General features: G+C 44.1%; 17 protein-coding genes, 1 tRNA gene and 1 pseudogene. 11 read left to right on the top strand and 8 right to left on the bottom strand.

The genetic code is table 11. The features are described 5' to 3' along the window. The first annotated feature begins 581 nt into the window (after window positions 1-581). Window positions 582-1,190: a pilus assembly FimT family protein gene (locus F6K38_RS04140; RefSeq protein WP_008183228.1), complete on the top strand. Its 609-nt coding sequence runs from the start codon at window positions 582-584 to the stop codon at window positions 1,188-1,190. On the opposite strand, the gene F6K38_RS04135 is transcribed toward F6K38_RS04140, so the two are convergent. Genes F6K38_RS04135 through F6K38_RS04125 form a run of 3 tightly spaced genes read right to left on the bottom strand, consistent with a single transcriptional unit; the run spans window position 1,184 to window position 3,951 of the window. Next, on the bottom strand, window positions 1,184-1,306 hold the full coding sequence (locus tag F6K38_RS04135) for a hypothetical protein (protein WP_267872021.1): 123 nt from the start codon (window positions 1,304-1,306) through the stop codon (window positions 1,184-1,186). The two genes, F6K38_RS04140 and F6K38_RS04135, sit on opposite strands and share 7 nt — an antisense overlap. A 26-nt stretch (window positions 1,307-1,332) precedes the next feature. Beyond that, the gene (glgB, locus tag F6K38_RS04130) at window positions 1,333-3,621 is read right to left on the bottom strand and encodes a 1,4-alpha-glucan branching enzyme (RefSeq protein ID WP_008183225.1); all 2,289 of its coding nucleotides are present in this window, start codon (window positions 3,619-3,621) and stop codon (window positions 1,333-1,335) included. 30 nt (window positions 3,622-3,651) lie between these two features. Next, complete coding sequence (locus F6K38_RS04125; protein WP_008183222.1) at window positions 3,652-3,951, bottom strand: hypothetical protein; 300 nt, start codon at window positions 3,949-3,951, stop codon at window positions 3,652-3,654. Between F6K38_RS04125 and F6K38_RS04120 the strand changes: the two genes are divergently transcribed. The 3 genes from F6K38_RS04120 (at window position 3,950) to F6K38_RS04110 (ending at window position 7,266) form a co-directional block, all read left to right on the top strand. Continuing rightward, the gene (locus F6K38_RS04120) at window positions 3,950-4,201 is read left to right on the top strand and encodes a hypothetical protein (protein ID WP_008183220.1); all 252 of its coding nucleotides are present in this window, start codon (window positions 3,950-3,952) and stop codon (window positions 4,199-4,201) included. The two genes, F6K38_RS04125 and F6K38_RS04120, sit on opposite strands and share 2 nt — an antisense overlap. 479 nt (window positions 4,202-4,680) lie before the next feature. Further along, window positions 4,681-5,214 carry a hypothetical protein gene (locus tag F6K38_RS04115; protein WP_008183217.1) on the top strand — a complete coding sequence of 178 codons (534 nt, stop codon included), beginning with the start codon at window positions 4,681-4,683 and terminating at the stop codon, window positions 5,212-5,214. A gap of 363 nt (window positions 5,215-5,577) precedes the next feature. Beyond that, window positions 5,578-7,266 carry a peptidoglycan D,D-transpeptidase FtsI family protein gene (locus tag F6K38_RS04110; RefSeq protein WP_287266563.1) on the top strand — a complete coding sequence of 563 codons (1,689 nt, stop codon included), beginning with the start codon at window positions 5,578-5,580 and terminating at the stop codon, window positions 7,264-7,266. 28 nt (window positions 7,267-7,294) lie between these two features. On the opposite strand, the gene F6K38_RS04105 is transcribed toward F6K38_RS04110, so the two are convergent. The 3 genes from F6K38_RS04105 to F6K38_RS04095 form a co-directional block, all read right to left on the bottom strand. Further along, window positions 7,295-9,484, bottom strand: a complete 2,190-nt coding sequence (locus tag F6K38_RS04105; RefSeq protein ID WP_287356129.1) for a thioredoxin domain-containing protein — start codon at window positions 9,482-9,484, stop codon at window positions 7,295-7,297. Window positions 9,485-9,634: 150 nt separating this feature from the next. Beyond that, a complete protein-coding gene (locus F6K38_RS04100) occupies window positions 9,635-11,923 on the bottom strand; it encodes a GumC family protein (protein ID WP_287356128.1) in 2,289 nt (762 codons plus the stop codon). Between the two features lie 425 nt (window positions 11,924-12,348). Further along, window positions 12,349-13,713, bottom strand: a complete 1,365-nt coding sequence (locus F6K38_RS04095; protein ID WP_008183208.1) for a glycosyltransferase — start codon at window positions 13,711-13,713, stop codon at window positions 12,349-12,351. A gap of 584 nt (window positions 13,714-14,297) precedes the next feature. Between F6K38_RS04095 and F6K38_RS04090 the strand changes: the two genes are divergently transcribed. The 7 genes and pseudogenes from F6K38_RS04090 (at window position 14,298) to F6K38_RS04060 (ending at window position 20,886) form a co-directional block, all read left to right on the top strand. After that, window positions 14,298-14,386, top strand: a tRNA-Ser gene (locus tag F6K38_RS04090). 250 nt (window positions 14,387-14,636) lie between these two features. Then, window positions 14,637-15,107, top strand: a pseudogene (locus F6K38_RS44035) (IS1 family transposase); the annotation flags it as partial. A 536-nt stretch (window positions 15,108-15,643) separates the two neighbouring features. Continuing rightward, window positions 15,644-16,120, top strand: coding sequence for an FHA domain-containing protein (locus F6K38_RS04080; protein WP_229414261.1), 477 nt, complete (start codon window positions 15,644-15,646; stop codon window positions 16,118-16,120). A gap of 845 nt (window positions 16,121-16,965) precedes the next feature. After that, a complete protein-coding gene (locus F6K38_RS04075; RefSeq protein ID WP_008178542.1) occupies window positions 16,966-17,517 on the top strand; it encodes a sterol desaturase family protein in 552 nt (183 codons plus the stop codon). Window positions 17,518-17,662: 145 nt separating this feature from the next. After that, window positions 17,663-18,286, top strand: a complete 624-nt coding sequence (locus tag F6K38_RS04070) for a Crp/Fnr family transcriptional regulator (protein WP_008178544.1) — start codon at window positions 17,663-17,665, stop codon at window positions 18,284-18,286. A 296-nt stretch (window positions 18,287-18,582) separates the two neighbouring features. Further along, window positions 18,583-20,277 carry a cyclic nucleotide-binding domain-containing protein gene (locus F6K38_RS04065; RefSeq protein WP_008178547.1) on the top strand — a complete coding sequence of 565 codons (1,695 nt, stop codon included), beginning with the start codon at window positions 18,583-18,585 and terminating at the stop codon, window positions 20,275-20,277. Between the two features lie 273 nt (window positions 20,278-20,550). Beyond that, window positions 20,551-20,886 (top strand): DUF8822 family protein, encoded by a 336-nt coding sequence (locus F6K38_RS04060; protein ID WP_008178549.1) that lies wholly within the window; start codon window positions 20,551-20,553, stop codon window positions 20,884-20,886. 225 nt (window positions 20,887-21,111) lie between these two features. Here the strand turns inward: F6K38_RS04060 and rpsN are convergent, their stop codons facing one another. Together rpsN and nth are read right to left on the bottom strand one after the other, a co-directional pair. After that, on the bottom strand, window positions 21,112-21,414 hold the full coding sequence (gene rpsN / locus F6K38_RS04055) for a 30S ribosomal protein S14 (RefSeq protein WP_008178551.1): 303 nt from the start codon (window positions 21,412-21,414) through the stop codon (window positions 21,112-21,114). 57 nt (window positions 21,415-21,471) lie between these two features. Beyond that, window positions 21,472-22,188, bottom strand: coding sequence for an endonuclease III (nth, locus tag F6K38_RS04050; RefSeq protein ID WP_008178553.1), 717 nt, complete (start codon window positions 22,186-22,188; stop codon window positions 21,472-21,474). Window positions 22,189-22,382: the final 194 nt, after the last annotated feature.

Here is a 22,382-nt window from a genome sequence, read left to right as displayed (position 1 = left end):
AGTCAACATAGTGCTGAGTTTTGCCTAGATGGTCAAGAATTAACTATACCAGTATTAGCTGGTACAGAAATTACTGAAGTTTTGTTGGGTTTACCCTGGCTAGAGGAAAGACCCTTAGTGGTAGACAAAAAAGCTGGTTTGTTGAGTCTGGGAGACTAGCTTATAGACCCGGTGGTGCGTTACGGGGCGGGCTGTGCAAAGGCTGACGACGAGGCGGAAAATGAGTGCCAGCCCGTCTGATCACGCACCCTACGCAACTACTCCCTACTCCCTAATCCCTTCCCAATAACAATAAAGCTAAACTAAAGACAACCGAAAAAGTTCTGAACTCGGTAATTCAGGGCTTTTTTTTTCAGAAAATTCTCCCTGTTAGTCGTTCAAAAAATTAAATTAAATCAAACTATATCAAGCAACAATTGTAAGTATTCAGCCGTCAGCCGTGGCCTTTGGCCACGCTACTTGAGGTGCCGTCAGCCGTCAGCCTTAAGCTGATAGCTGATACGCGACACGCTGATAGCTAATAGCTGATAGCTTAGGCACAATTAAACCAAAGGTCAAACTTAAAATCAGGGTGATAGTCCATGCAATTCAATAGCCAACAGGGCGATCAATCCCGAGCTGATGCGATCGCTGGATTCACTCTACTGGAAACTATTCTGATAGTGTTAGTAGTTGGACTATTGGCTGCGATCGCAACCCCCAGCTGGCTTACCTTTATCAATCATCTGCAGCTCAACATAGCCCAAGACGAAATCTACCGAGCCATGCGGATTGCCCAAAGCAACGCCAAACGAGACAAAGCGACCTGGCAAACTAGCTTTCGAGAACAAGATGGTATTGTCCAGTGGTCAATTCACCGAGCGATGGGAAAAACATGCATCTTAGATCAAGTCCATTGGCATAGCCTAAGCCCTACCATTGCCATCTACAAAGACAAAAATAAGAAAGGTAAATCCGAAACTACCCTAGCCAAACCAAAGGGAGACTGTTCAAATACTGGACCATGGCGAGTCCAGTTTAACCACAAAGGAAACACCAACGGACAACTGGGACAAATCACCCTAATCACCAAGAATAATAATAACAATATCACCACCCAACGTTGCGTTTACGTATCCACCCTAATCGGAGCCCTGCGCAAGGGTAGATATCATCCTAAACCGAATAACAGTAAGAAATATTGTTATTGAGGGCAGCAGGGAATTGGGAATTGAGAATTGAGAATTGAGAATTTAGAATCGGGAATCGGGAGTAGCCATACAGGAAAGTTTTGAAAAGTTGTTGATCTGGCTCCCCATCTCCCCATCTCCCCACACTTCCAGAAGTTCCCCACTACTGCAACTCTGCTTGAGTCTTCTGATCATCAAGCTTTAAAATTAACACTCCCAGGGGTGGCAAACACAAATCTAGGGAATAGTAATGATTGTGGAAGAACCATTCATCTGTCCACTTACCCCCTAGATTCCCCATATTACTACCACCGTATTGGCGAGCATCACTATTGAGCAATTCCTTGTAGAATCCCATCTCGGGGACTCCTACTCGATAATGACTATGGGGCTGAGGGGTAAAATTGCACACTGTCACAATAAACTCCTCAGAATCGTGAGCATAGCGAATGAATGACACGACACTATGGCGATTGTCACTACAATCAATCCATTCAAACCCGTCCTGGTCAAAATCCTGAGTATAAAGCGCTGGTTCCCTACGATACAAATAATTCAGGTCAGTAATAAACTGCTTCAAATTTTTATGGGGTTGATATTGCAACAAATCCCACTCCAAATCTCCCCAGACATTCCACTCACTCCACTGACCGAACTCCATACTCATAAATAGAGTTTTCTTACCTGGGTGAGCAAACATATAAGCATACAGACAGCGGAGATTAGCAAACTTGAGCCACTCATCCCCGGGAATTTTCCCGAGCATATTACTCTTGCCATGAACCACCTCATCATGAGATAGGGCAAGCATATAATTCTCAGCATGGTTGTACCACATGCTGAAGGTAACATTATTCTGGTGGAACTGGCGAAACCAGGGATCCATGCTAAAATAGTCTAGGGTATCATGCATCCAGCCCATATTCCACTTCAGATTAAATCCCAAACCTCCTAAATAATTTGGCCAAGAGACCATCGGCCAATCCGTTGACTCTTCCGCAATGGAGAGAACACCAGGATAATAACCAAAAATTACGTGATGAGTTTGCCTGAGGAAATCCACCGCTTCAAGATTTTCCCGACCCCCATACTGGTTTGGTATCCATTGTCTATCCCCACGTAAATAGTCTAGATAGAGCATAGATGCTACGGCATCCACCCGCATCCCATCAATGTGGTACTTATCAAACCAGAACAAAGCGTTAGCTACCAGAAAATTCCGCACTTCGTTACGGCCATAGTTGAAGACTAAGGTTCCCCACTCCTGATGTTCACCCTGACGGGGATCCGCGTATTCATAGAGATGAGTACCATCAAAGAAAGCCAAACCATGAGCATCTTTGGGGAAATGACCGGGGACCCAATCCAAAATTACCCCAATCCCATTTTGGTGGCACTGGTCGATCAAAAACATCAAGTCTTGTGGGCTACCATAGCGCGAGGTACAAGCATAGTAACCGGTAAGCTGATAGCCCCAAGACCCATCAAAGGGATGCTCCGCCAAAGGCAAGATTTCGATATGGGTGAAGCCCAATTCTTTGATATAAGGAATTAATTTTTGGGCTAGTTCTCGGTAAGTCAGGAAACGGGCTCCTGGTTTGAGGTCTGAAACGGTTACCACCGTTAGGGTTTCACCATTTGCTCCCTGAGGAAGTTCAGCTGAGGACCCATGAAGCCAAGAGCCCAGATGTATCTCATAGACAGAAATCGGTTGCCTCAAGGGGTCAGTGTGACGCCGATGCTCCATCCAGTCATGATCATGCCACTCATAGCCATCCAAGTCGGTAACAATAGAAGCAGTTTTCGGTCTGACCTCTTGTTGGAAACCATAGGGGTCAGATTTTTGATAGATATGACCTTCGGAATTTTTAATCTCGTACTTGTAGGCTGCTCCTACTCCCAGTTCAGGAATAAATAGTTCCCAGATACCGGTGGCTCCTTTGCGCATCTGATGTTGACGCCCATCCCAATCATTAAAATCTCCGATGACTGAAACATTACGAGCATTAGGTGCCCAAACGGCAAAATAGACTCCCTCAACCCGATCAATTTCTGTAGGATGAGCCCCCAGTTTCTCGTAGATGCGGTGATGATTCCCTTCGGCAAATAAGTGCAAATCAAACTCGGTTAGTTTGGCAGAACGGAAGCCATAGGGGTCATAGCTAACCCATTCGCGTCCGCCTTTTTTAATCCGCAGTTGGTAATTAGCCAGCCGAGGTATTTCAATTTCCACCTCAAAGAAGTGAGGATGGTGTACCGATTGCATGGGGTAAGACTTCCTTTCCGTTGGCAGAAGTACCCATGCTGCTTCTGCATTTGGTAGATAAGCCCGCACTACCCAACAAACCTTACCATCCTGCTCAAATTTATGGGAACCAAGCACCTCAAAGGGGTTATGATGTTGGTTTCCTACGATCCGGTCAATTTGTTCGGGAGTAATTCTTGAAGACATTAAGGGTATACAGGTCTGGCAATATCACCGTTAGAAGGGAAGGATTGTCCGAAACAAATCGCTCAGTTGCAGCAGAAAAATCAATTCTCTAATCTTGGGGTCAAGGCCAGGTTTGGTTGAGCGTTGTGCTATGGCATCTTGCAGTTGGGCGTATTCAGCGGCACTAAGTGGCTTGCCATCAAGAGGCGATCGCGCTTCAATAATAATCTCAGTTCTCAACACCTCTTCCGGTACATCCTCCGGAGGTGGTAAACACCAAGCTGGTCTAACTAGAAGTATAGCGATAGTTAATTCTAGGCCAATTCCTAACAATTTCAACAATTTAGCCATGACCAACAGGATTGAGTCGTTAATCAAATCCTATCTCAACCGATTCACGAGTGGGTGTGGCGTCTGGATTTATAAGCTTGGCTGTGTGATTTATTTACAGGGATTTCCATTGATGGGATTGGCCTACGGCCACGCTACCCGAGCGCACACTTTGCGCATTTGTTTCCTGTTTTGGTCTAACCTGAGGGTGATGGCTAGGGTTATGGGTTTTCTCAGGGGTTTGTTTGTGATTTTTACTAATAATTCCTAGGGTATCACAAATCCCCGTCTGTCGCTAACTAAGGATTCCTCCTGAATCTGAGCTGATGCTAAGATAGTTGCGTTCTAGCATCATCTTTCTAGCTAGTAATAACTGCTACCAAGTTAATCCTGGTTAGCAGCGCTTCTTGAGTTAGCTGACCAGCCTAAGACCTCAGAGGTCTAGGTTACTGGTAAGGGTTAAGGTTCCTAGCTTAGGGTCAAATATCCACTTCTTTGCTCTAGAACTAGGTCTTTAAACGGGGAGGAATCTACCGCCAGTAACTTTAGCATGGGCATTGGTTACGTCTTGCTTCAACGGCAAAGGATAGGCATTGTCACGGGCTCAAACCCCGAAACAGTTAAGAACTGCACCTGTTCTGGTTCACCATCAGAAAGTCAGTCAGTAGTCTCGGCCATCAGATAGTTTTCCTGCCCTGATTAAAAGTTACCGGTTTGCCATAGGTGTTTCCAATAACTAAGGAGTTTTTTATGAATGCTGTTCCTCCCTCTGCTCGCACTCAAAGAAATCGGTCTCAGCAATCATTGGCTATTTCAAAAGACAAACGTTCCAGGATAGCACGACCTCCCACACATACTATGATGTCACCGAAAAACCCTAAGCCAAAGGTTGAAAACCTGAGTGTTTTGCAGCAGCAAACACCATTTTTGTTGAAAGCCTTACTATTATTAAAACGTGGCTCAGATCTAGTAACATTTACACTAATTGCTACTGCGGTCACGGTTTATTCTTGGACAGTTTACAGCCAGCAACAATGGAGCCAAGAGTATCGTAAGCTAGAGGAGCTGCAAAGAGATGAGCGCAATATGACAGCAACAACGGAAGTGATCAAAGATCAACTCGCTCAACAGGCTGAAAATCCAGCTACAGGGCTGGTTACTCCCAATCCAAGTAATACAATTTTTATGAAACGAGCTCCTGAACGTCCTCAGCGCCAGCCATTTACCGCTTTCACCAAACCTCCTGAGCCAAAACCCAAGAAAATAACACCCCTGGGTTACTAGTTTTGTGCCTAGGCATAGGGTCTAATGTGATAGACTAGAGATGGTAGGGAAGATAAATTAAGAGCTAACCGCCACCTGCCAACTAAAAGCAAGACTTTTTGTATTGTTCCGGCGCGGAGGGGCATCCCGTGTCGTTAATAAAGCTTACCGAGTAACCGTTCGCGCAGCGTCGGCGAAAGCCGATACCTTTGGGTGGTGTTGGTAAGAAGCCCGCACTGTGCCGATAGGCCAGTGTCGGGAGTATGTCACTTAAGTGTGTCTGTTTAAGTATATTTATTTAGGTATATTTGTTAAACAATGATAGTCACGTAAACCCCTATGAAACCCGGTAAGTCACTGGGAAACAACCGTTTGAGACTGCTAATGATATGGGTAATAATGATGGCAGGCGGCAGTGGGCTGTTGCTAAATTTATACCGTTTGCAAGTTTCAGAGGGATCGTCCCTAGAGGAAAAAGCACGGCGGCAGCAAATGGTATATATGCGGCCGTTTGTACCTCGCCGTCCTATTGTTGACCGGAAGGGGAATGTTTTAGCCATCGACCGACCTGTCTATACATTGTATGCTCACCCGAAGTTGTTCAAAAAATCCTTACAGGAAATTGCTGCTTTGCTGGCTCCGATGATCAAAAAAACACCAACAGATTTGGAGGAGCGGTTCGGTAAACGCAAGAGTGGTATTCGCTTGGGCAATACGATCCCAGAAGCGATCGCTGACCAAATTTCTCGGTTGAACTTAGATGGTTTAGAGTTGATTCGACAATACTCCCGCTTTTATCCCCAAAATGAATTGGCATCGGATGTGGTGGGTTATGTAAACATTTTCGATCATCGGGGTCAAGCGGGTCTAGAATACACCCAAGAAAAGTTCCTAGAACGGGAGATCCGAAACATCCGACTGAGCCGTGCTGGGAATGGAGCCTTGATGCCAGGTCATGTGCCAGAAGGATTCATGCACCTTGATGACCTGCGGCTACAACTAACTATCGATACTCGCCTGCAACGAGCGGCTCGCTCTGCCCTCAAGCAAACCATCAAGAAGTTTAATGCAGAGCGTGGCAGTATCATAGTGATGAATGTACACAATGGTTCCTTGTTAGCCCTAGTTTGTGAGCCAACCTACAACCCCAATCAGTACTCCAAATTCGATGTGAGTTTGTTTAAAAATTGGGCGCTGTCAGACTTGTATGAGCCTGGTTCTACATTCAAACCCCTAAACGTTGCGATCGCATTAGAAACTGGTACCATTACAGCCCAAAGCTTGTTCAACGACACTGGCAAGATTCAAATTGGCGAATGGCCGATTCTCAACCATGACTATAAATCAGTAGGCGCTCGGGGCATGATCAATCCCAGCAAGATTCTGCAACATTCCAGCAATGTGGGCATGGTGCGGATGATCAGAAAGATGAAACCTGAGGTTTACTATGACTGGTTAGAGAAGCTAGGCTTAAAGCAAAAAGTAGGAATTGAGTTACCAGCTGAGACCGCTGGACAGCTCAAAAGTAAGTACAAGTTTAAAGTTTCGCCAATTGAACCAGCTACGGCTTCCTTTGGTCAAGGTTTTTCCTTAACCCCAATTCAGCTAACTCAGATGCTAGGTGCCCTTGCCAATGGTGGTAAGCTAGTGACTCCCCATGTGGTTCGGGGATTGTTTGACACCAAAGGGAATCCCCACTGGCAACCACGGCGTCCGGTACCGAGACGAGTATTTTCCCCCAACACTACTCAGACAGTGGTGGAAATGATGGAAACTGTAGTAACCGATGGTTCTGGAAAGGCATCCCGCATTGCTGGTTATCGGATTGCTGGTAAGACCGGTACGGCTCAGAAAGCCAGTCCTACTGGGGGCTATTACAGCGATGCCAAGATAACTAGCTTTGTGGGCATTTTGCCCGTAGAATCTCCCCGCTATGTGGTCTTAGCAGTAGTGGATGAACCCCAAGGCATTGCCTTTGGTTCTACCGTAGCTGCACCATTAGTCAAATCAGTTATAGAAGCACTGATTGCCATTGAGCGAATTCCACCATCATCTCAAAATTTCCGGCAGTAGGAAAACTCGGTTTTAAAATGACTAGAGTTCAAGCTCTGGTTTGACTTGTCCGCACCTGTGCTAATAACTGATCAGTGTTAGTTGCTGCTGGTTTACAACTAAGTCCCTGACAAACTAAACCAATAACTGAATCTGGCAGATGGGTATCTAATTGATAAACACTGACGGGGAAATACCCACAGATCAGGGAGGTAAGTTGGTCAGCGCCAGCGCGAATCAGAGTGCAATTGCGGTACCAATCTAAAGCAGTAAATATACTGGGACAGGATTGAGGGGATTGGTTGAGCACGCTACTAAATGCTTTCAAGGCTTGCTCTGCTCGGTCAAGGTATTGGAGATCTTCAGTGAGTAAAGCCAGACGTACTAAATTTGCGATCGCTACCCCATTGGCAGATGGTGTCGCATTATCCGTATAACTACGCTCGTTTACTAACAGTTGATCACTAGGGTCAGTGCCAGCATTATAGTAACCACCATTATCGACACTCCACAGCAATTCATCAAACTCCTCCTGAACCTTAATAGCTTTCTCTAGCCAACTGGCCGGTGACAGGTTGGTCGGTTGCCGGTTGGTCGGTTGAAGGTTGGTCGGTTGAAGGTTGGTCGGTGGCAGGTTTGAACGTTCAACTGTTGTTTGCGTAGCGTGGCCTTTTGGCCAAGGTTGTTTAACTGGTGAAGCGTGTTCTACTGACAAACTTGCCTGATGTAAATCCAGTAGAGCTTTGATAAACAAGGCATAATCCTCAGACTGAGCCAGCACTGCCGGTTGACCATCATAGTTTAGTCGGTGGAATCGTCCTGCTACCCATTGATTGTTGAGGATGAATTGAGCAGCAACTGTTGCTAGTTGCCAATAGTCCGGTTCATGGAACACACTATAGCCTCGCCCTAGACCAGAAATCATTAAGCTATTCCAGGCAACAATCATTTTGGTGTCTGTTACTGGTGGAATTCTACCGAGCCAGTTCCGGGTTTTTGCCTCTTGATTAGTCTTGGCTGGTGGAAAGGTTTCCAGAAGATCCGGTTTGGCACCATAACGTGCTTCAAACAGTTTAGCCAAAGCAGCTTCAGTGTTCTGGGAAAACTGATCTGGGTAACGGCGCTGCAATACATTCTTGCCTTCAAAGTTGCCCTCTTTGGTCAGAGTAAATTCCTCCTCAATTGCTTTCAACTCCGATGGGGTTAGCAGTTGTTCTAGTTCTGAATAACTCCAGACATAAAACGCCCCTTCTTCAGGTTCAGTGTCTGCTGGGGTCGCGAAATTATCTGCATCTTGAGCAGCATAAAAGAAACCTTCTGGAGCGGTCATTTCGCGCTTGAGCCATTGAACTGTTCCTGCGATCGCTCGTTTAAAAGCGGCTTCCTGAATCCCTGCACTCCACAAATCTACCAAGTACTCCATAATCTGCCCATTGTCATAGAGCATTTTTTCAAAGTGGGGTACTGTCCAAGTGGGGTCAACTGTGTAGCGATGAAAACCCCCAGCGACATGATCGTAAATACCGCCCTTAGCTAAGTCTAGTCCCCGCTTTGCACAAGCCGGCTCTGGGTTATACTCCGATGCCCAATCAAAGCGAGTAACCCGTAGTGCCATACTGGCATAGGGAATCATTGGGAAACGTGGACCTGGATTAAGAGCATTAACGACACCCACACTAACTTGCCCACCGATAAAGAGCAAATCATCACCAAGCTGCTCTGATTCGGGTAGTACTGCTGCCTGTTGGAGGTATCCCAGGATGTCTTCTTTGAAAGTGTTAAGCTTGCCTTTTTCTAAATCATAGAAGCGACGAATTGATTGGAGCAACTGCAAAAACCCCGGTCGTCCGTAGCGTGGTTCCAGTGGGAAGTAGGTACCTCCATAAAAGGGTACCAAGTCATCGGGTGTCAGGAAAATATTAAGGGGCCAGCCTCCTTGACCTGTCATCATCTGCAATGCTAACATGTAAATGCTATCAATATCCGGCCTTTCTTCCCGGTCTAGCTTAATCGGAATAAAATTAGCATTCATATACTCGGCAATTGCCTGATGGGAAAACGCTTCGCCCTCCATCACCGTACACCAGTGGCAGCTAGAGTAACCGATAGACAGGAAAATTGGCCTATCTTGTTTTTTAGCTGTTAATAGCGCTTCTTCACACCAAGGCCACCAATCGATCGGATTTTCAGCATGCTTACGTAGATAAAGGCTTTGGGATTGGGCAAGGCGGTTAGTCATGACAGCTTCAGTAGTCGCTTCATCTTAAGTCTACCTTGGTGAGTACTTAATCATTGATGTATTTGTCGTTAGTTATTTGTCGTTATTCCTTTATGATTCACTCTTTGTTCTTAGGGTTGTTAAAAATCACCAATCACCAATGACCAATCACTATGAAACTTTGGTTTCCTCAAGAGTATTACCGAAGTAATAATGATAGTAATCATAGGCTCTGGTTGTGTAACCTTTTAAACCATTAGCAACTATACCCAATACTGTGCTATGAGCAATTCTCAATTCCGAGAGAGCTTCTTTAAACAAAACTTGGTTAGCTTTACCTAAACCTACGACCATCAATATCCCATCGGTATTAGGCTCCAGAAGTCTTGCATCCGCCAGACCAAGTAGGGGAGGGGTATCAAAAATTACCAGCTCAAACCGCTCTTTGAGATATTGAACTAAATTCTGCATCTTTGGGGAATTGAGAAGTCGGGTGGGGTCGGTGGAAATTTGACCAGCAGTTAGGACACAGAGATTTTCCTCCAGAGGCGATCGCTGAATCACATCATCAACCTTGATTTCGCTAGAAAGAACATCGCTCAGTCCCCACAAATTAGGTAAATCCATTTTTTGATGAATCTGAGGAAAGCGCAGATTAGCATCCACCAGTAAAACCTTTTGCCCCATTGCTGCTGCTGCCAGGGCTAAAAATATAGCTGTAGTGGATTTACCATCTGCTGGTTCAGCAGAACTTACCACTATAGCGCTAATGGGTTTCTCAGAATACAGACATTGGAGATTAACTTGAAGAGAGCGAAAGGCCTCTAAAACAGGAGAAATCTGGTAACTACCAGATCCCACGCCGAGTTGTGGAGCTGAGGCTTCCGGCTCAGGTATTATGCCCACACCAGTAACGGTATTGGATTTCTGGAGTTCTTTGTTAAAGGGGATTGTGCCTAATATTGGTAAGCGAGTATACTCTTTTATATCGTCGGTGCTGTTCAGTAAGTGATGTAACTTTTCTGCTAAAAACCCAGCTGTGGCACCTGCAACTATCCCTGCTACTGCACTTAGGAGCAAAGTATCAGGCAAATTGGGGGATATTGGTTTTTGAGGTTGTTGCGGCTCGACAATTGTCTGCCAAGGGATGCTGGTTTTAGCTGACTCAAGTTCCAAAGTTTCCCGAACTGACTCAAAGCGGTTGAGGCTTTCTGTTGCTACCTCAATCTTTTGCTTGAGTTCTGTATATCGAGCGGCAATCACAGCTAGTTGTTTGAGTTGTTCACTCATCAGACTTTCCCCTTTAGTGATGGCGGCCTGGCGCATCTCTAAAACCTTGATTTGGTTCGCCGTCTCTACTAGCTGCTGAATCAAATTGAGGCGAAGTGTACTTGAAGAAGCCGATTGAGGATTGCCACCAAACTCCTGAATACGGCTAGTCATCACCCTTTCTGCTTCCTGACTTAACAGGGGGAGTAAATTTTGCTGTTGTTGCCTTAATCCGTCAAAGGTAGATTGGTTTTCCTTGAATTGTGCCAAATCCAACACCATCTGACTTTCTAGGTTAGAAAGTTGGCTGAGCAATTGTTGATAACGGGGTGTTTCTATAAGCTTAGCTACTGCTTCCGCTTGCTGTGACGATAGCCCCAACTGACCTTTGAGTTTCCCATACAGTATAATCGTTTCTCGGAGCTGAGTTTGGGTAGCTTTTCTGTGTTCGACAATAGCATTGACCCGATTTGTCAACAGTTGACCCTGAAGTTGTGGATTAATCAGGTTGTACTTCTGCTGGAGTTGCTGGAGTTGTAGCTGGAGCTGATTAATTTGCCCTTGTATTTTAGGCTGCTGATTCGAGACAAATTGAATGCCTTGTCTGATGCTAGCCTGTTGTTGTTGCTTAGAGTACTCGATGTATCCGAGAGCAACCTTTTCCAAAACAAATTGAATTCTTTCCGGGTCTGAATCTTGGTAGGCAACTTCTAAAATTTTGGTTTCTCGCAGTCGGGATACCATGATTCCTTCCCGGAGAGTATGATAGTTTATTTCTGGATATTGGGTTTGAATTTGCTCCACAATCTCAGACATAACCTGAGGAGAGCTTAATACCTGAATTTGAGTGTCATAGTCGAAACTTTTAGTTGGAGCAGCAATGCTATTTACCCCGGGTTTGCCCTGCAACTCCAACGGGTTTTCACCAGATATGGGTTCGAGTAACAGCTGGAATTTGCCTTCATAGATCGGAACTGCACTTAAGGTTTTGGCAATAATTCCCGATGTCACAGTAAGGGCCACCCCTGCCATCAAGACAGCTCGACGACGAGCAGCAGCTAATATACGACGCAGATCGAGTTTGCTGGCTTCCAAGTCATAGGCTCCCCCTGTTAGTTGTGGAGAAGATCGATACTGGTGTTGACCACTATGGTTAGATAGGGAAGGCTTATAAGCTCCTTGGGAACCCATAATTCAAGTTCTTCTTGGTACTTGGGGATTGGGAATTGGAGATTGGATAACTGGTAGGATGCATAAACCCTAGTTACATGATAGTTACAGCAACAGAGGCAATGATGAACGCGGTTGATTGTGATCAGTATCGATTAGCCCGAAGGGCTACGCTACGCGAACAGCAATAACCTTTAATTTTCCTTGCTTGAAGGTGAAAACAAGAAAGTTCATGTAATATCATTCCTCAGCAAGAGGCTATCGCCAACAAAATAGAGGATATCCAATTTACCAAACTTTCCCAATTTACAGATACAAGAGTTATGCCACCCATCAGGATGAATAGGATTAACGAAAAAGGCAAAAGGAATAGTAGCGTCCTAACTTTATCCTTTAACCTTTGAGATCTATCCTGATTGCCAGGGAATGAATGTGCCCAATAGATTTCAGGCACTAGTTGTTGCCAAATTCTCGGATTTTGCTTCCAGCAAGCTCTTATAGAGCTGACTCAGCTGATGGGCAACACCATTCCAGCTAAACATATGTTCTACCCTTGCTCTTGCCCCTAAACCAAGTTGATTTTTCCAGTCGTGATCCGAGAGAATCCGGTCGATAGCAGCCGCAAAAGCACTAGCATCTTTGGGTGGTGCCAGTAAGCCAGTTTCTTCAGATACAACGGTAAACTGAAGACCACCGACATCACTAGCTACTACAGGGGTGCCACTAGCCATGGCTTCGATGGCAACTAAACCAAAAGGTTCGTAGTGACTTGGTACTATGCAAACATCAGCTGCAGCATAATAAGCTGGCAGTAGTTCATCAGCAATGCGTCCAGGAAATGTAGTGATAGTTTGCAGTTCCAATTCAGCTACAATCCCTTCAATGCGATCGCGTTCCATACCATCTTTCTCTCCGGGACGAGAACCACCACCAATAATCAGCTTTAAGTTAGCATCACCCCGTAACTGGGAGCAACCAACAGCTCGAACTAGGGTTTCAATGCCCTTGCGTTCGTCAAACCTTCCCAGGTAAAAGATGATTTTGTTTTCAGGGCTTTGCCCAAGTTTTTGCCGTGCTTCTAAGCGGTTAATCTTGCCAAATCTGTCAATGTCGGTGCCACAGGGAATAATATCAATGTCGCCCTTACTTGAAACTAGCGTACGCATGTGTTCTTCTTCTTGGGGAGATGTAGCAACAATGCGTTCTGATGTTTCTAGCACTGCTTTTTCTATCTCCAAGCGAGTAGCAGCAATCTTCGGAATTGTTTCTACTGACTCGTATTTAACTGCGCCTAGGGAGTGATAGGTGTGAACTTGAATGAGCGATGCAGCGCGGTCTTGGGGAGGCAGCGCGGTCTTGGGGGTTCCCCCCATGAGCGACTGCCGTTGGTTTCCCCCACTCGCTATTGCATCAAGAAGGGATTGACGCTTCTTCCACTCCATACCTACCCAAGCTGAAAGCCAGTAGTTTGTATGTACTATTGAGTAGTCAATGCCTGATTGCTCCTGAAACTCAAGCAATTGGCTTAAAAACTCACCACAGTATTCAAAAATCTCCTGCCGTGGCACAAATGCTTTTGGACCAGCAGTTAGGCGAATAGTGCGACAACCTGGAGTATGTTCAACAATTGTGGCTTGATTGGAACTGGAGAGGCGAGTAAACATATCGACCTGCCACCCTTGCTTAGCAAGAGCTTCACCCACTTGGCGCACATACACATTCTGTCCTCCAGCTTCTTCCTTACCGATTTCTATCGCTGGATCTCCGTGAACGGAGATCAGAGCAATGTGCTGTGTATTTTTCGTATTCATAGGCTTTTTTGATGTTGGAGCTTACAGAAGGTTTTCAGGTATGGGGAGTCTGACCTCTATCCGGCTAAACCCTCAGCGTCGAGCTTTTACACACTCACTTAACAAATTTTAACCTCTCAGGTGTGCTTAACACATCAGTGAACAGAAGTAAATTTTTAACAATTTATTTATATAAATTATAACTTAAGTGGGGACATTATATGGTATACTTTCAGATTCAAGATGCTTCTGGGCTTTCACCCACGTATTAGGCTGAATCTCCCTCACTTAAAAATAGTAGATCTCTCAGCGATGCAGGGCGGTCTTGGGGAGGCAGAGGTGCGACCCGTGGCGAATTTAATTACGGGTCAAACGCACCATTACGGTCTTGGGGGTTCCCCCCACTCGCGCTTTGCCGTGGTTTCCCCCACTCGCGCTTTGCATCAAGACAGAGATTGGGAGAGTCCGAGAGTCATCATAAATTTTCGTATTGCATTTTCCTATTGCAGTGGTGTGAGCGATCGCTCATGGTTTCTAATCAGAAAATTTACATTACTAGCAGTTGACAACCTCAAAAATGTGCTATTATGGATTGACACCACCTTGGAGAGGTGGCTGAGTGGTCGAAAGCGGCAGATTGCTAATCTGTTGATAGGTTCAGGCCTATCCGAGGGTTCGAATCCCTCCCTCTCCGTTGAGTATCATCAACTAACTTGCAAAAATCTACTTTTGGCAAAAATCCAACTTTCCTTGCTTGGGGAAGCAGTCTACCTAGATCCTTGTAAAAAAGGAGGGATAAGATGGGTCATTACTGAATCTTATCCCTCCTTTGCTTATATAGCAGTCGCCAGGGCAGTTAGGACATAAGCGCAAGAGTTTGACTTCTGACTTCTGACTTCTGACTTCTGACTTCTGCTATATAGAGCAAACCCAAGACCGAGGGCCTGTTTACAGATGGGGAACGCCGCTATGGTAACTTGCTGTTTGAGATTTGCCATGAATTGGTGCGTGATGGCAAGCCGGGTCGTCCACCCAAACGCTTGCCCAAAGGCATACGGGTCAGACTCTTGAATAAGGGAGCCAAAAAGCGGGTCGGTCGTCCTCGCAAGAAGTACCAAGCTCCCGTACCAGAGCATCCGCAAACAAACTCAGAGGTTCCAGAACACGAGAAAAATGCCAATCATATCGATGGATTTAATCCATCGATGCGGCGGCGCAATAGTGCCAATAGGCGTCGAGCCAATACCTATGCTAAGTCCCGTCAACATTTGCTTTGAACCCTGGATGTGTTTTGGGTGGTTCACAATTTTGTTCGGGTACATTTCACAACTAAAGTTGTTCCTGCAGTGAAGTTAGGAATTATGGAAACAGGTCTGTCTTGGTCTGGACTGTTTAGTATTCGATCTGCTCTGTAACCACCTACTAGACAAGGGCTATACCTGTCCCATGCAACGGAACCAGTGCCCCACCTACGCGCCTGTACCTGAAAAACCTGGAATATAGGGTGACCTTCAGAAAAAAGACTCAATAGTTTGAGTTATCTGTGAATGGGTAAAATTCCATAGGTGCGCTTTCCGTCGGCGAATTAAATTCGCCACAGGTCGCACCTGCAGCTACATTGGAGATAGAACTTTTTGTATTGTTCCGGCGCGGAGGGGCATCCCGTGTCGTTAATAAAGCTTATCGAGTATCCGAACGCGCCCCGCGTCGGGCAAAGCCCGATAGGGATAGCTGGAGTTGGTAAGAAGCCCGCGCTGTACCGTGCTTGTCAGCGTCGGTAGTATGTCACTGTTTACAGTAAATTCTATATTAATATAGGTGTGCCTTAATTGGGGTGCATGTCAGTCCTTGCCAATCTAAGCAGATATGACTAACTCTGGCAGCCTTTTTGGCTGTATAAGCAAGGAAATCCCACGTCGTGTCGGTGGGGGATAGTTAACAGTATCAGGCCGTGAGGACAAAATCCTTGAAAGATGTGACACCGGCGATTACCCTAACCCTACTGCATCCTCTCCAGTCTGTGCCTGTTCAAAGTTGGCCCTTTGAAACAGAATCAGTGATTCGGATTGGCCGGTCAACCGATAATCATGTTATTCTCTATAGCGCTGTAGTTTCCCGTCACCATGTAGAACTACGGCGAAATCCTAATGGTTGGGAAATTATCAGTTTAGGTGCCAATGGCACCTATATGGATGGCAAGCGGATTACCCAAATGCCGGTTATCGATGGGATGATTATTCGTCTAGCTAGTTCGGGTCCGAAAATTCAGATTCATATTAATGGAGAAATGCCTTCAGCAAGGCTGAAGACAATTTTGGATAAGCGTGCCTCTGAAGGAAAGCGGAACATCAATTCATTCAATAATACGTTAATAAATGCCGAAAGCACCCAATCCGATCAAACTGAGTCAACTGAAATGGAAGATTGAACTTTTATGGTAATTTATGATAATTGGTAATTTATGATAATTGGTAATTGGTAATTGGTAATTGGTAATTGGTAATTGGTAATTGGTAATTGGTAATTGGTAATTGGTAATTGGTAATTCGTCATTCAAATAGGACTTACCTGAAACTGGGCACTAAATGCGCTTATTTAGTAGGAACCCACGCCGTGGGTTCCTACTAGCTTAGCCAGCTTAATTTGGTGCATTAGAATTATCATCCTCTTCTTACCATTTAACCTTTTTCCTCTTACTCTCTATTAGACCATGTTTAGCTGGCCACGGGACTAAAAGTAGCGTTACTGGGTCAGTCCTCTCAAAAAACTTTGATAGTTGTGGGATATAATTGTAATTTTTAAAACGAGAAGTCCATACAGACTTGATTTAGCTAATTAAAATTATGGCTAATTAAATTAGCAAGCCCTAGTTAAAGTTAGTATGGTTTTTAATCAAAAAACTGCTTGATATTGGATTCAATTATAGCTCATATATAGACAGATTGATATCCTGTTCGTTTGACTAATGAGCATTGAAAGTTGTTCCTTAATTGTTAAGGGACAATTAACTATTAACTATTAACCGCAAAGGGATATCAATTAATTCAGTAATTCAAATTATATAGCGTAGCGCGTCGTTCAGGAGTGGTACAACTTAGATGAAGTTGAAAAACTAGAAGTCATAAGTCATAATTTTCAAACATTGGCTTAATTGAAACTATTAGATAATATAACGATTATTGTCCAAGAATGATTTAGAATTGCTAGAGTAGCATACCTTCAATAAATAATAAATTTAAGTTTAACCTCTTCTTTGACAAACCTTAACGTTTGTTGACTAAGATCAGCGCATACGAAGAGGAGTTAGATGTGTTTATCATTAAGATATTATTGGTTGCTTTAGTGCAGCTACTACTTGGGGATTTTCTTTCTACTTTTGTGTACCATGTCCCTGAGCACATTTTTGGTAAATTCCATGCCATAGTACACCATAGTAAGAATCGTAGCTTCATTCACTATGCTGTATTAACTAAGAACCCCCTGGTAATCCTTGATGGTTTCGCAGGTGCCTTTCCTTATTTGATGTTTGTGCCTTGGTTCTGGCAGATTTCTCCTCTAGGAACTATCTTGGGACTAGTCTTGGGTGAGCTTCATGTGATCTGGAGGCATGTTTCTGTGATGGAGTGGAAAACTCCCCAGACCCTAGAGCGCCTTTGCAACTTCTTGTGCATTACTACTCCAGAAAAGCATTGGCTTCATCATCAGGATGCAACAGTTGCTTATGGGGATATCTTCACATTTTACGACCAACCAGCACAAGCCTGGTATAGGTTTTTGATGTCAGTTAAGAAGAAATATAAGCTAAGTAGGGAGAAATCAAGTTAGGATGCTGGCTGTTGACTGTTTACTCTTAAGTATATGGTACGGTCAACCCTGGACGGTAAACAGTCAACGGTAAACCAAAACTATTTTGCCTACCCATTATCAAGAGCGTTTAATAGAGCTTTAGAAGCTACAGAACTTATAAACAATGCCTCTAATCCAAAAGGCCTTTCACGGAATATCCCAAGACGGACAAAAACAGCGACAGCGGCTGCGTTGGTATTCAAAGGGGGAAATGATTCCTTTGATTGCACCTGGGATCTGGCAAGTCTGTCAAGGTATTGTTCAACTCAGTAAAATTAACCTTGATGGAGAGGAAGTGCTACTAGGTTGGGCATTGCCCGATACCTCTTTCCGGATTGGGTTGGCTGCTCTAGACACCTATCAGGCTCAAGCTTTATCCGAAGTGCATCTTAAATGGTTTTCGATGATTGAATTGGAAGCGTGCCCTCATCTATCTCATTCCCTATTGAATCAGCTAGGTCACAGGATACAACAGACAGAAGCACTTTTAGCGATCGCTGGACTGCGCCGAGTAGAAGACCGCTTGCAGCAGTTATTATTCTTATTGAAACAGGAAATGGGGGAGCCAGTTCCCGAGGGCACTCGCTTGAGTGTGCGCATGACCCATCAGAATCTAGCTAATGCCATCGGCACCTCTCGGGTCACAGTAACTAAAACTCTAGGAGAACTCCATAACCGTGGTATGATTACATTTGACAGAGACCGTCACATCATTGTCAAACATGGTATAATATGTAATAATCTCTGAAGCTAACTTGAAGCTAGTACTGAGTACTGATTAGTGTAGTGATTAGTGATTGTGTCAGTGTGGCAATGGCTTTTTAGGCTTTGTTGTCAGGTTTGTTGTCAGGTTTTTTACTTGTGCCTGACTCAAAAGTAGTTGTGTTGCTCAAAGCGCTTCATGGTAGCTCGTTCAACGAATTTAACTGGTCTAGGAGTTGCCAGCTGGAAAAGTGGTAAATAGCAACTCTGAGATCTGAATCCTAAAATAATACTAAAATTAAGTGGTATAAATATAGATTCATAGCTGAAAAGCAGTTATTTATGCCTCTTGATCAATTAGTTCCAAAATTCTTAAAAAAATCTCTCTTCCAACTAGGAGAAGTGCCTGTATCTATTTTCACCATACTTCAATTAATCTTTTTATTTTTAATTGCTAAATTTATAATTCAAGATTTCAAAAAATTCCTGAATTATAAACTGCTTAATAAGCTAGTTAATGATCCAAATAAAAGAGAATTTTTATCTAAAATAATTAGTTATGCAATTTTAATCGTATTGGTATATATTATATATTTTATAGGTGGTTTAGATCTAATTAAGTTAACCATTTTTGAAGTAGGTAATACTAAAGTATCTATTAAATTAATAATACAGCTAGTACTGTCTTTAATGATAGTAATTTTTCTGGCTAGTACCCTAAAAAACTTTCTAAAACAAGAGCTACTTCCCCAAATGGGGATTGACGAAGCTAATCGAGCAGTTATCGCTACAATCATCAGTTACGCATTTGGAATATTAGGCATTGTAATTGTTCTGAATAATCACTTTGAATTGGGTTCATTAGCCGTTATTGCTGGTGGCTTAGGGGTTGGAATTGGTTTTGGACTACAGGATATAACTAAAAACTTTATCAGTGGTGTGACATTACTCTTAGAACGAACAATAAGAGTTGGTGATTTCATTGAATTTGATGGGTTATCCGGATATGTTAAAGAAGTCTCCATGCGGTCTACAATCATCCGGACAAGGGAGGGTGGAGATGTAGTAGTTCCTAACTCTCATTTGGTGGAAAACCGAATGCTTAACTGGACTTTTGACAGCTATAAAGCCCGTATACACATACCTGTAGGAGTCGCTTACGATAGTGACCCAGTATTAGTGACAGAAGTCCTGTTAAAATCTGCTTATTTAGAACCATCCGTCTTATCTGAGCCGACACCTAGAGTTCTTTTTAAAGGGTTTGGTGATAGTTCTTTAAACTTTGAACTTCGGGTATGGGTCAATCGAATTGATCAAGAACCTTTTATAAGAAGTTCTTTGAATTTTATTATTGAATATAATTTACGTCAGCAGGGACTCTCAATTCCTTTCCCTCAAAGGGATTTTTGGCTGCGCAACCCTGAAGCCCTGATGGCGAGAGACATTCACCGCGAAAATATTGAAACTATTGAAGAAAATATTGGACAATCAACTCAGCAGCCATTCAAAGTTAAAACACCTAGACCTTTAGCGTTACGTGACTTACTGCGGCAGGTCGATTATTTTAAAAATTTTACTGAATTAGAACTAAGGCAATTAATTGAAATTGGATACCGAAAGCGCTTACGTGCCTCAGAGATTTTATTTCATGAAGGCGACCCTGGAGATGCGTTTTATATTATCCTAGCTGGTTCTGTCGAAGTCTTTGTAGAGAGGATTAACAAAACTCTCAATAATCTTCAGGCCGGTCAATTTTTTGGCGAACTTTCGTTAATGTTAGGCGTACCAAGAACAGCATCAGTTAGAGGGTTAGAAGAGTCACTACTATTTGTAATTAACAATAAAGGTTTTAAACAACTATTGAAGGACTATCCAGATCTATCGGAGATTATTGTCCAGGAATTAGGCAAGCATCAGGAAGAATTAGCTGAGCGACAAAAACAGATGCGGAAAATGGGTTTGTTGGATGCGGCAGAAGATGACAAAAATCTTCTAGTTTGGGTTCGCAAGCGAGTCAAGAGACTATTTGCTCTTTAATAGCAGGATCAGTTTGTTTAGTATTGATACTAAGTTGCGGTCAAAGGTAAAACTTTCTCTACCCCCAATCTCCCAATCTCCCAATTTCCCAATCTCCCTATCTCCCTATCCAAGCAATCGACTATCTTTGAATCCAACTTGGTATGAGTGTTGAGTATGAAGTGTTGAGTGTTGAGTGTTGAGTCTTGAGTGTTAAGTGTTGAGTGTTGACAGTATCATAGAATCAAAGGTCAACAGAAAACTATTTAGCTTAGCCGTCATTAAACCTTATTTATGGCTAAACCGAAACCAATTCCAGCGATTACTCTGCCACCGGCTGCAAATCCTCAGCAGGAAGGTGAATGGTTACGAGAAACTCTTGCGCAATGGCTAGATCAAGAGTTTCTCCCAGAAGCAATTAATCAAACGATTGCACAACGCGCCGCCCAGATTTTCGTCCGTCAACGGATGGAGGGAGAAAATGATTTGGGTTCACTTGTGATTGCTATTGTTACAGAAATGCAGGCGTTTGACTTTCGAGAAAGTTTTTACGGGGAATTTGCGATCGCTAACGCTGTCAGTGACCTACTCTTAGAAAGTCTTGGCATTGATCGCTGTTGTGGCCAGTAGAGGTTTCAGGTTTCAGGTTTGTTTGCGTAGCGTGGCCGCAAGGCCAAGGTTGAAAGTTTCCAGAGCGTCATGCAAGGGTCGGTTTAAGCTCAAGGGAGAGTAGCTATGCTCCTCTTCAGTAGGAAAACCCGAAGGGTAGACTACGGTAAGTCAGAAAATCTTCTACCCTGCAACCTGTTAACCTGCAACCTGTAACCTGCAACCTAAAACCTGCAACCAGTTAACCTACCAGCTTGATTTAACCACACCTGGCAATAGACCTTGGTGCGCCCATTCCCGCAAAACATGGCGAGATAGTCCAAAGTCTCGGTAGTAACCCCGAGGACGCCCTGTAACCCAACAACGGTTCCGCACACGGCAGGGGGCGCTGTTGCGGGGGAGCTGTTGTATTTTCCGGTGGATCTCTAACCTTTCTCGTTGAGTCGCAGCATTTTTAAACTCTTCCTTGAGCGCCTCCCGCTTAGCTGCGTACTTCTCTACCATTTTTTTGCGCTTTTTTTCGCGCTCAATCATTGATTTTTTAGCCATTAATTCTCGAAACTCTATCTAAAAGAAGACACTGCCTTTTTATCTTATCCGATGAACTTAATCAGAGGCTGGTACAGTAGCGTTAGTTTTCCAGCTCTGTGTTGTAGTAGTCGTTTTCTCAGCCAGATCTGCACTGGCACATAAATCCGCCAAAACACAAGCATCACAATCAGGTTTTCGGGCTTTACAAATTGCCCTACCATGATAAATCAGCCGAATCGACCAGTTTTCCCAATCCTGCTGGGGCAAAAGCCCCATTAAATCTCGCTCAATCCTGATGGGATCTTTGTGTTTTGTCAATCCTAAACGCTGACTGAGGCGCTTGACGTGAGTATCTACAGTGACTCCCTGGTTAATACCATAGGCATGGGCAAGTACGACATTGGCGGTTTTACGAGCAACTCCAGGCAACTTGAGGAGTTTGTCCATTTGTTTCGGTACCTGACCACCGTATTCCTTAACAATCATGCGGCAGGCACCTTGAATATTTTTTGCCTTATTGCGATAAAAGCCAGTAGAGCGCACTAAAGTTTCCAAGACTTCTATATCAGCACTAGCGATGGCCACAGCATCAGGAAACTGGCGAAACAACCCCGGTGTTACCTGATTCACACGTTCATCAGTACATTGAGCTGAAAGAATGGTTGCCACCAGTAACTGTACTGGTGTTTCGTAATTCAGTGTACAGGTGGCTTCCGGATAGAGTCGCTTAAGGCGAATTAGAATCTCTAGGGATCGTTGCTGCTTGGCAGACCATTTACGGCTAATACTCATGGGTTGGAAGGTTGGAAGGTTGGAAGGTTGGAAGGTTGGAAGGTTGGAAGGTTGGAAGGTTGGAAGGCTGGAAGGTTGGAAGGTTGAAGGTTGACAATATCTTAGGGTCAATGTCTTCTGAAGCTACACTAGTAAAACCAACAGGGTAAACTAACCTAGGTCAAGAAATCTTTGTACCTGTAACCTGCAACCTG

The sequence above is a fragment of the Moorena sp. SIO3B2 genome (genome assembly GCF_010692525.1).
In the GTDB taxonomy this organism is placed as follows: Bacteria; Cyanobacteriota; Cyanobacteriia; order Cyanobacteriales; family Coleofasciculaceae; genus Moorena; species Moorena producens.
The sequence above is the reverse complement of the archived record's forward strand: the minus strand, read 5'-3'. Positions and strand labels throughout refer to the sequence as shown.

Bases quoted from the DNA above. Each gene is read 5' to 3' on its own strand.
- F6K38_RS04140 (WP_008183228.1), top strand. From the start codon at position 582: ATGCAATTCAATAGCCAACAGGGCGATCAATCCCGAGCTGATGCGATC.
- F6K38_RS04135 (WP_267872021.1), bottom strand. From the start codon at position 1,306: ATGGGGAGATGGGGAGCCAGATCAACAACTTTTCAAAACTTTCCTGTA.
- glgB (WP_008183225.1), bottom strand. From the start codon at position 3,621: ATGTCTTCAAGAATTACTCCCGAACAAATTGACCGGATCGTAGGAAAC.
- F6K38_RS04120 (WP_008183220.1), top strand. From the start codon at position 3,950: ATGACCAACAGGATTGAGTCGTTAATCAAATCCTATCTCAACCGATTC.
- F6K38_RS04125 (WP_008183222.1), bottom strand. From the start codon at position 3,951: ATGGCTAAATTGTTGAAATTGTTAGGAATTGGCCTAGAATTAACTATC.
- F6K38_RS04115 (WP_008183217.1), top strand. From the start codon at position 4,681: ATGAATGCTGTTCCTCCCTCTGCTCGCACTCAAAGAAATCGGTCTCAG.
- F6K38_RS04110 (WP_287266563.1), top strand. From the start codon at position 5,578: ATGATATGGGTAATAATGATGGCAGGCGGCAGTGGGCTGTTGCTAAAT.
- F6K38_RS04105 (WP_287356129.1), bottom strand. From the start codon at position 9,484: ATGACTAACCGCCTTGCCCAATCCCAAAGCCTTTATCTACGTAAGCAT.
- F6K38_RS04100 (WP_287356128.1), bottom strand. From the start codon at position 11,923: ATGGGTTCCCAAGGAGCTTATAAGCCTTCCCTATCTAACCATAGTGGT.
- F6K38_RS04095 (WP_008183208.1), bottom strand. From the start codon at position 13,713: ATGAATACGAAAAATACACAGCACATTGCTCTGATCTCCGTTCACGGA.
- F6K38_RS04070 (WP_008178544.1), top strand. From the start codon at position 17,663: ATGCCTCTAATCCAAAAGGCCTTTCACGGAATATCCCAAGACGGACAA.
- F6K38_RS04065 (WP_008178547.1), top strand. From the start codon at position 18,583: ATGCCTCTTGATCAATTAGTTCCAAAATTCTTAAAAAAATCTCTCTTC.
- F6K38_RS04060 (WP_008178549.1), top strand. From the start codon at position 20,551: ATGGCTAAACCGAAACCAATTCCAGCGATTACTCTGCCACCGGCTGCA.
- rpsN (WP_008178551.1), bottom strand. From the start codon at position 21,414: ATGGCTAAAAAATCAATGATTGAGCGCGAAAAAAAGCGCAAAAAAATG.
- nth (WP_008178553.1), bottom strand. From the start codon at position 22,188: ATGAGTATTAGCCGTAAATGGTCTGCCAAGCAGCAACGATCCCTAGAG.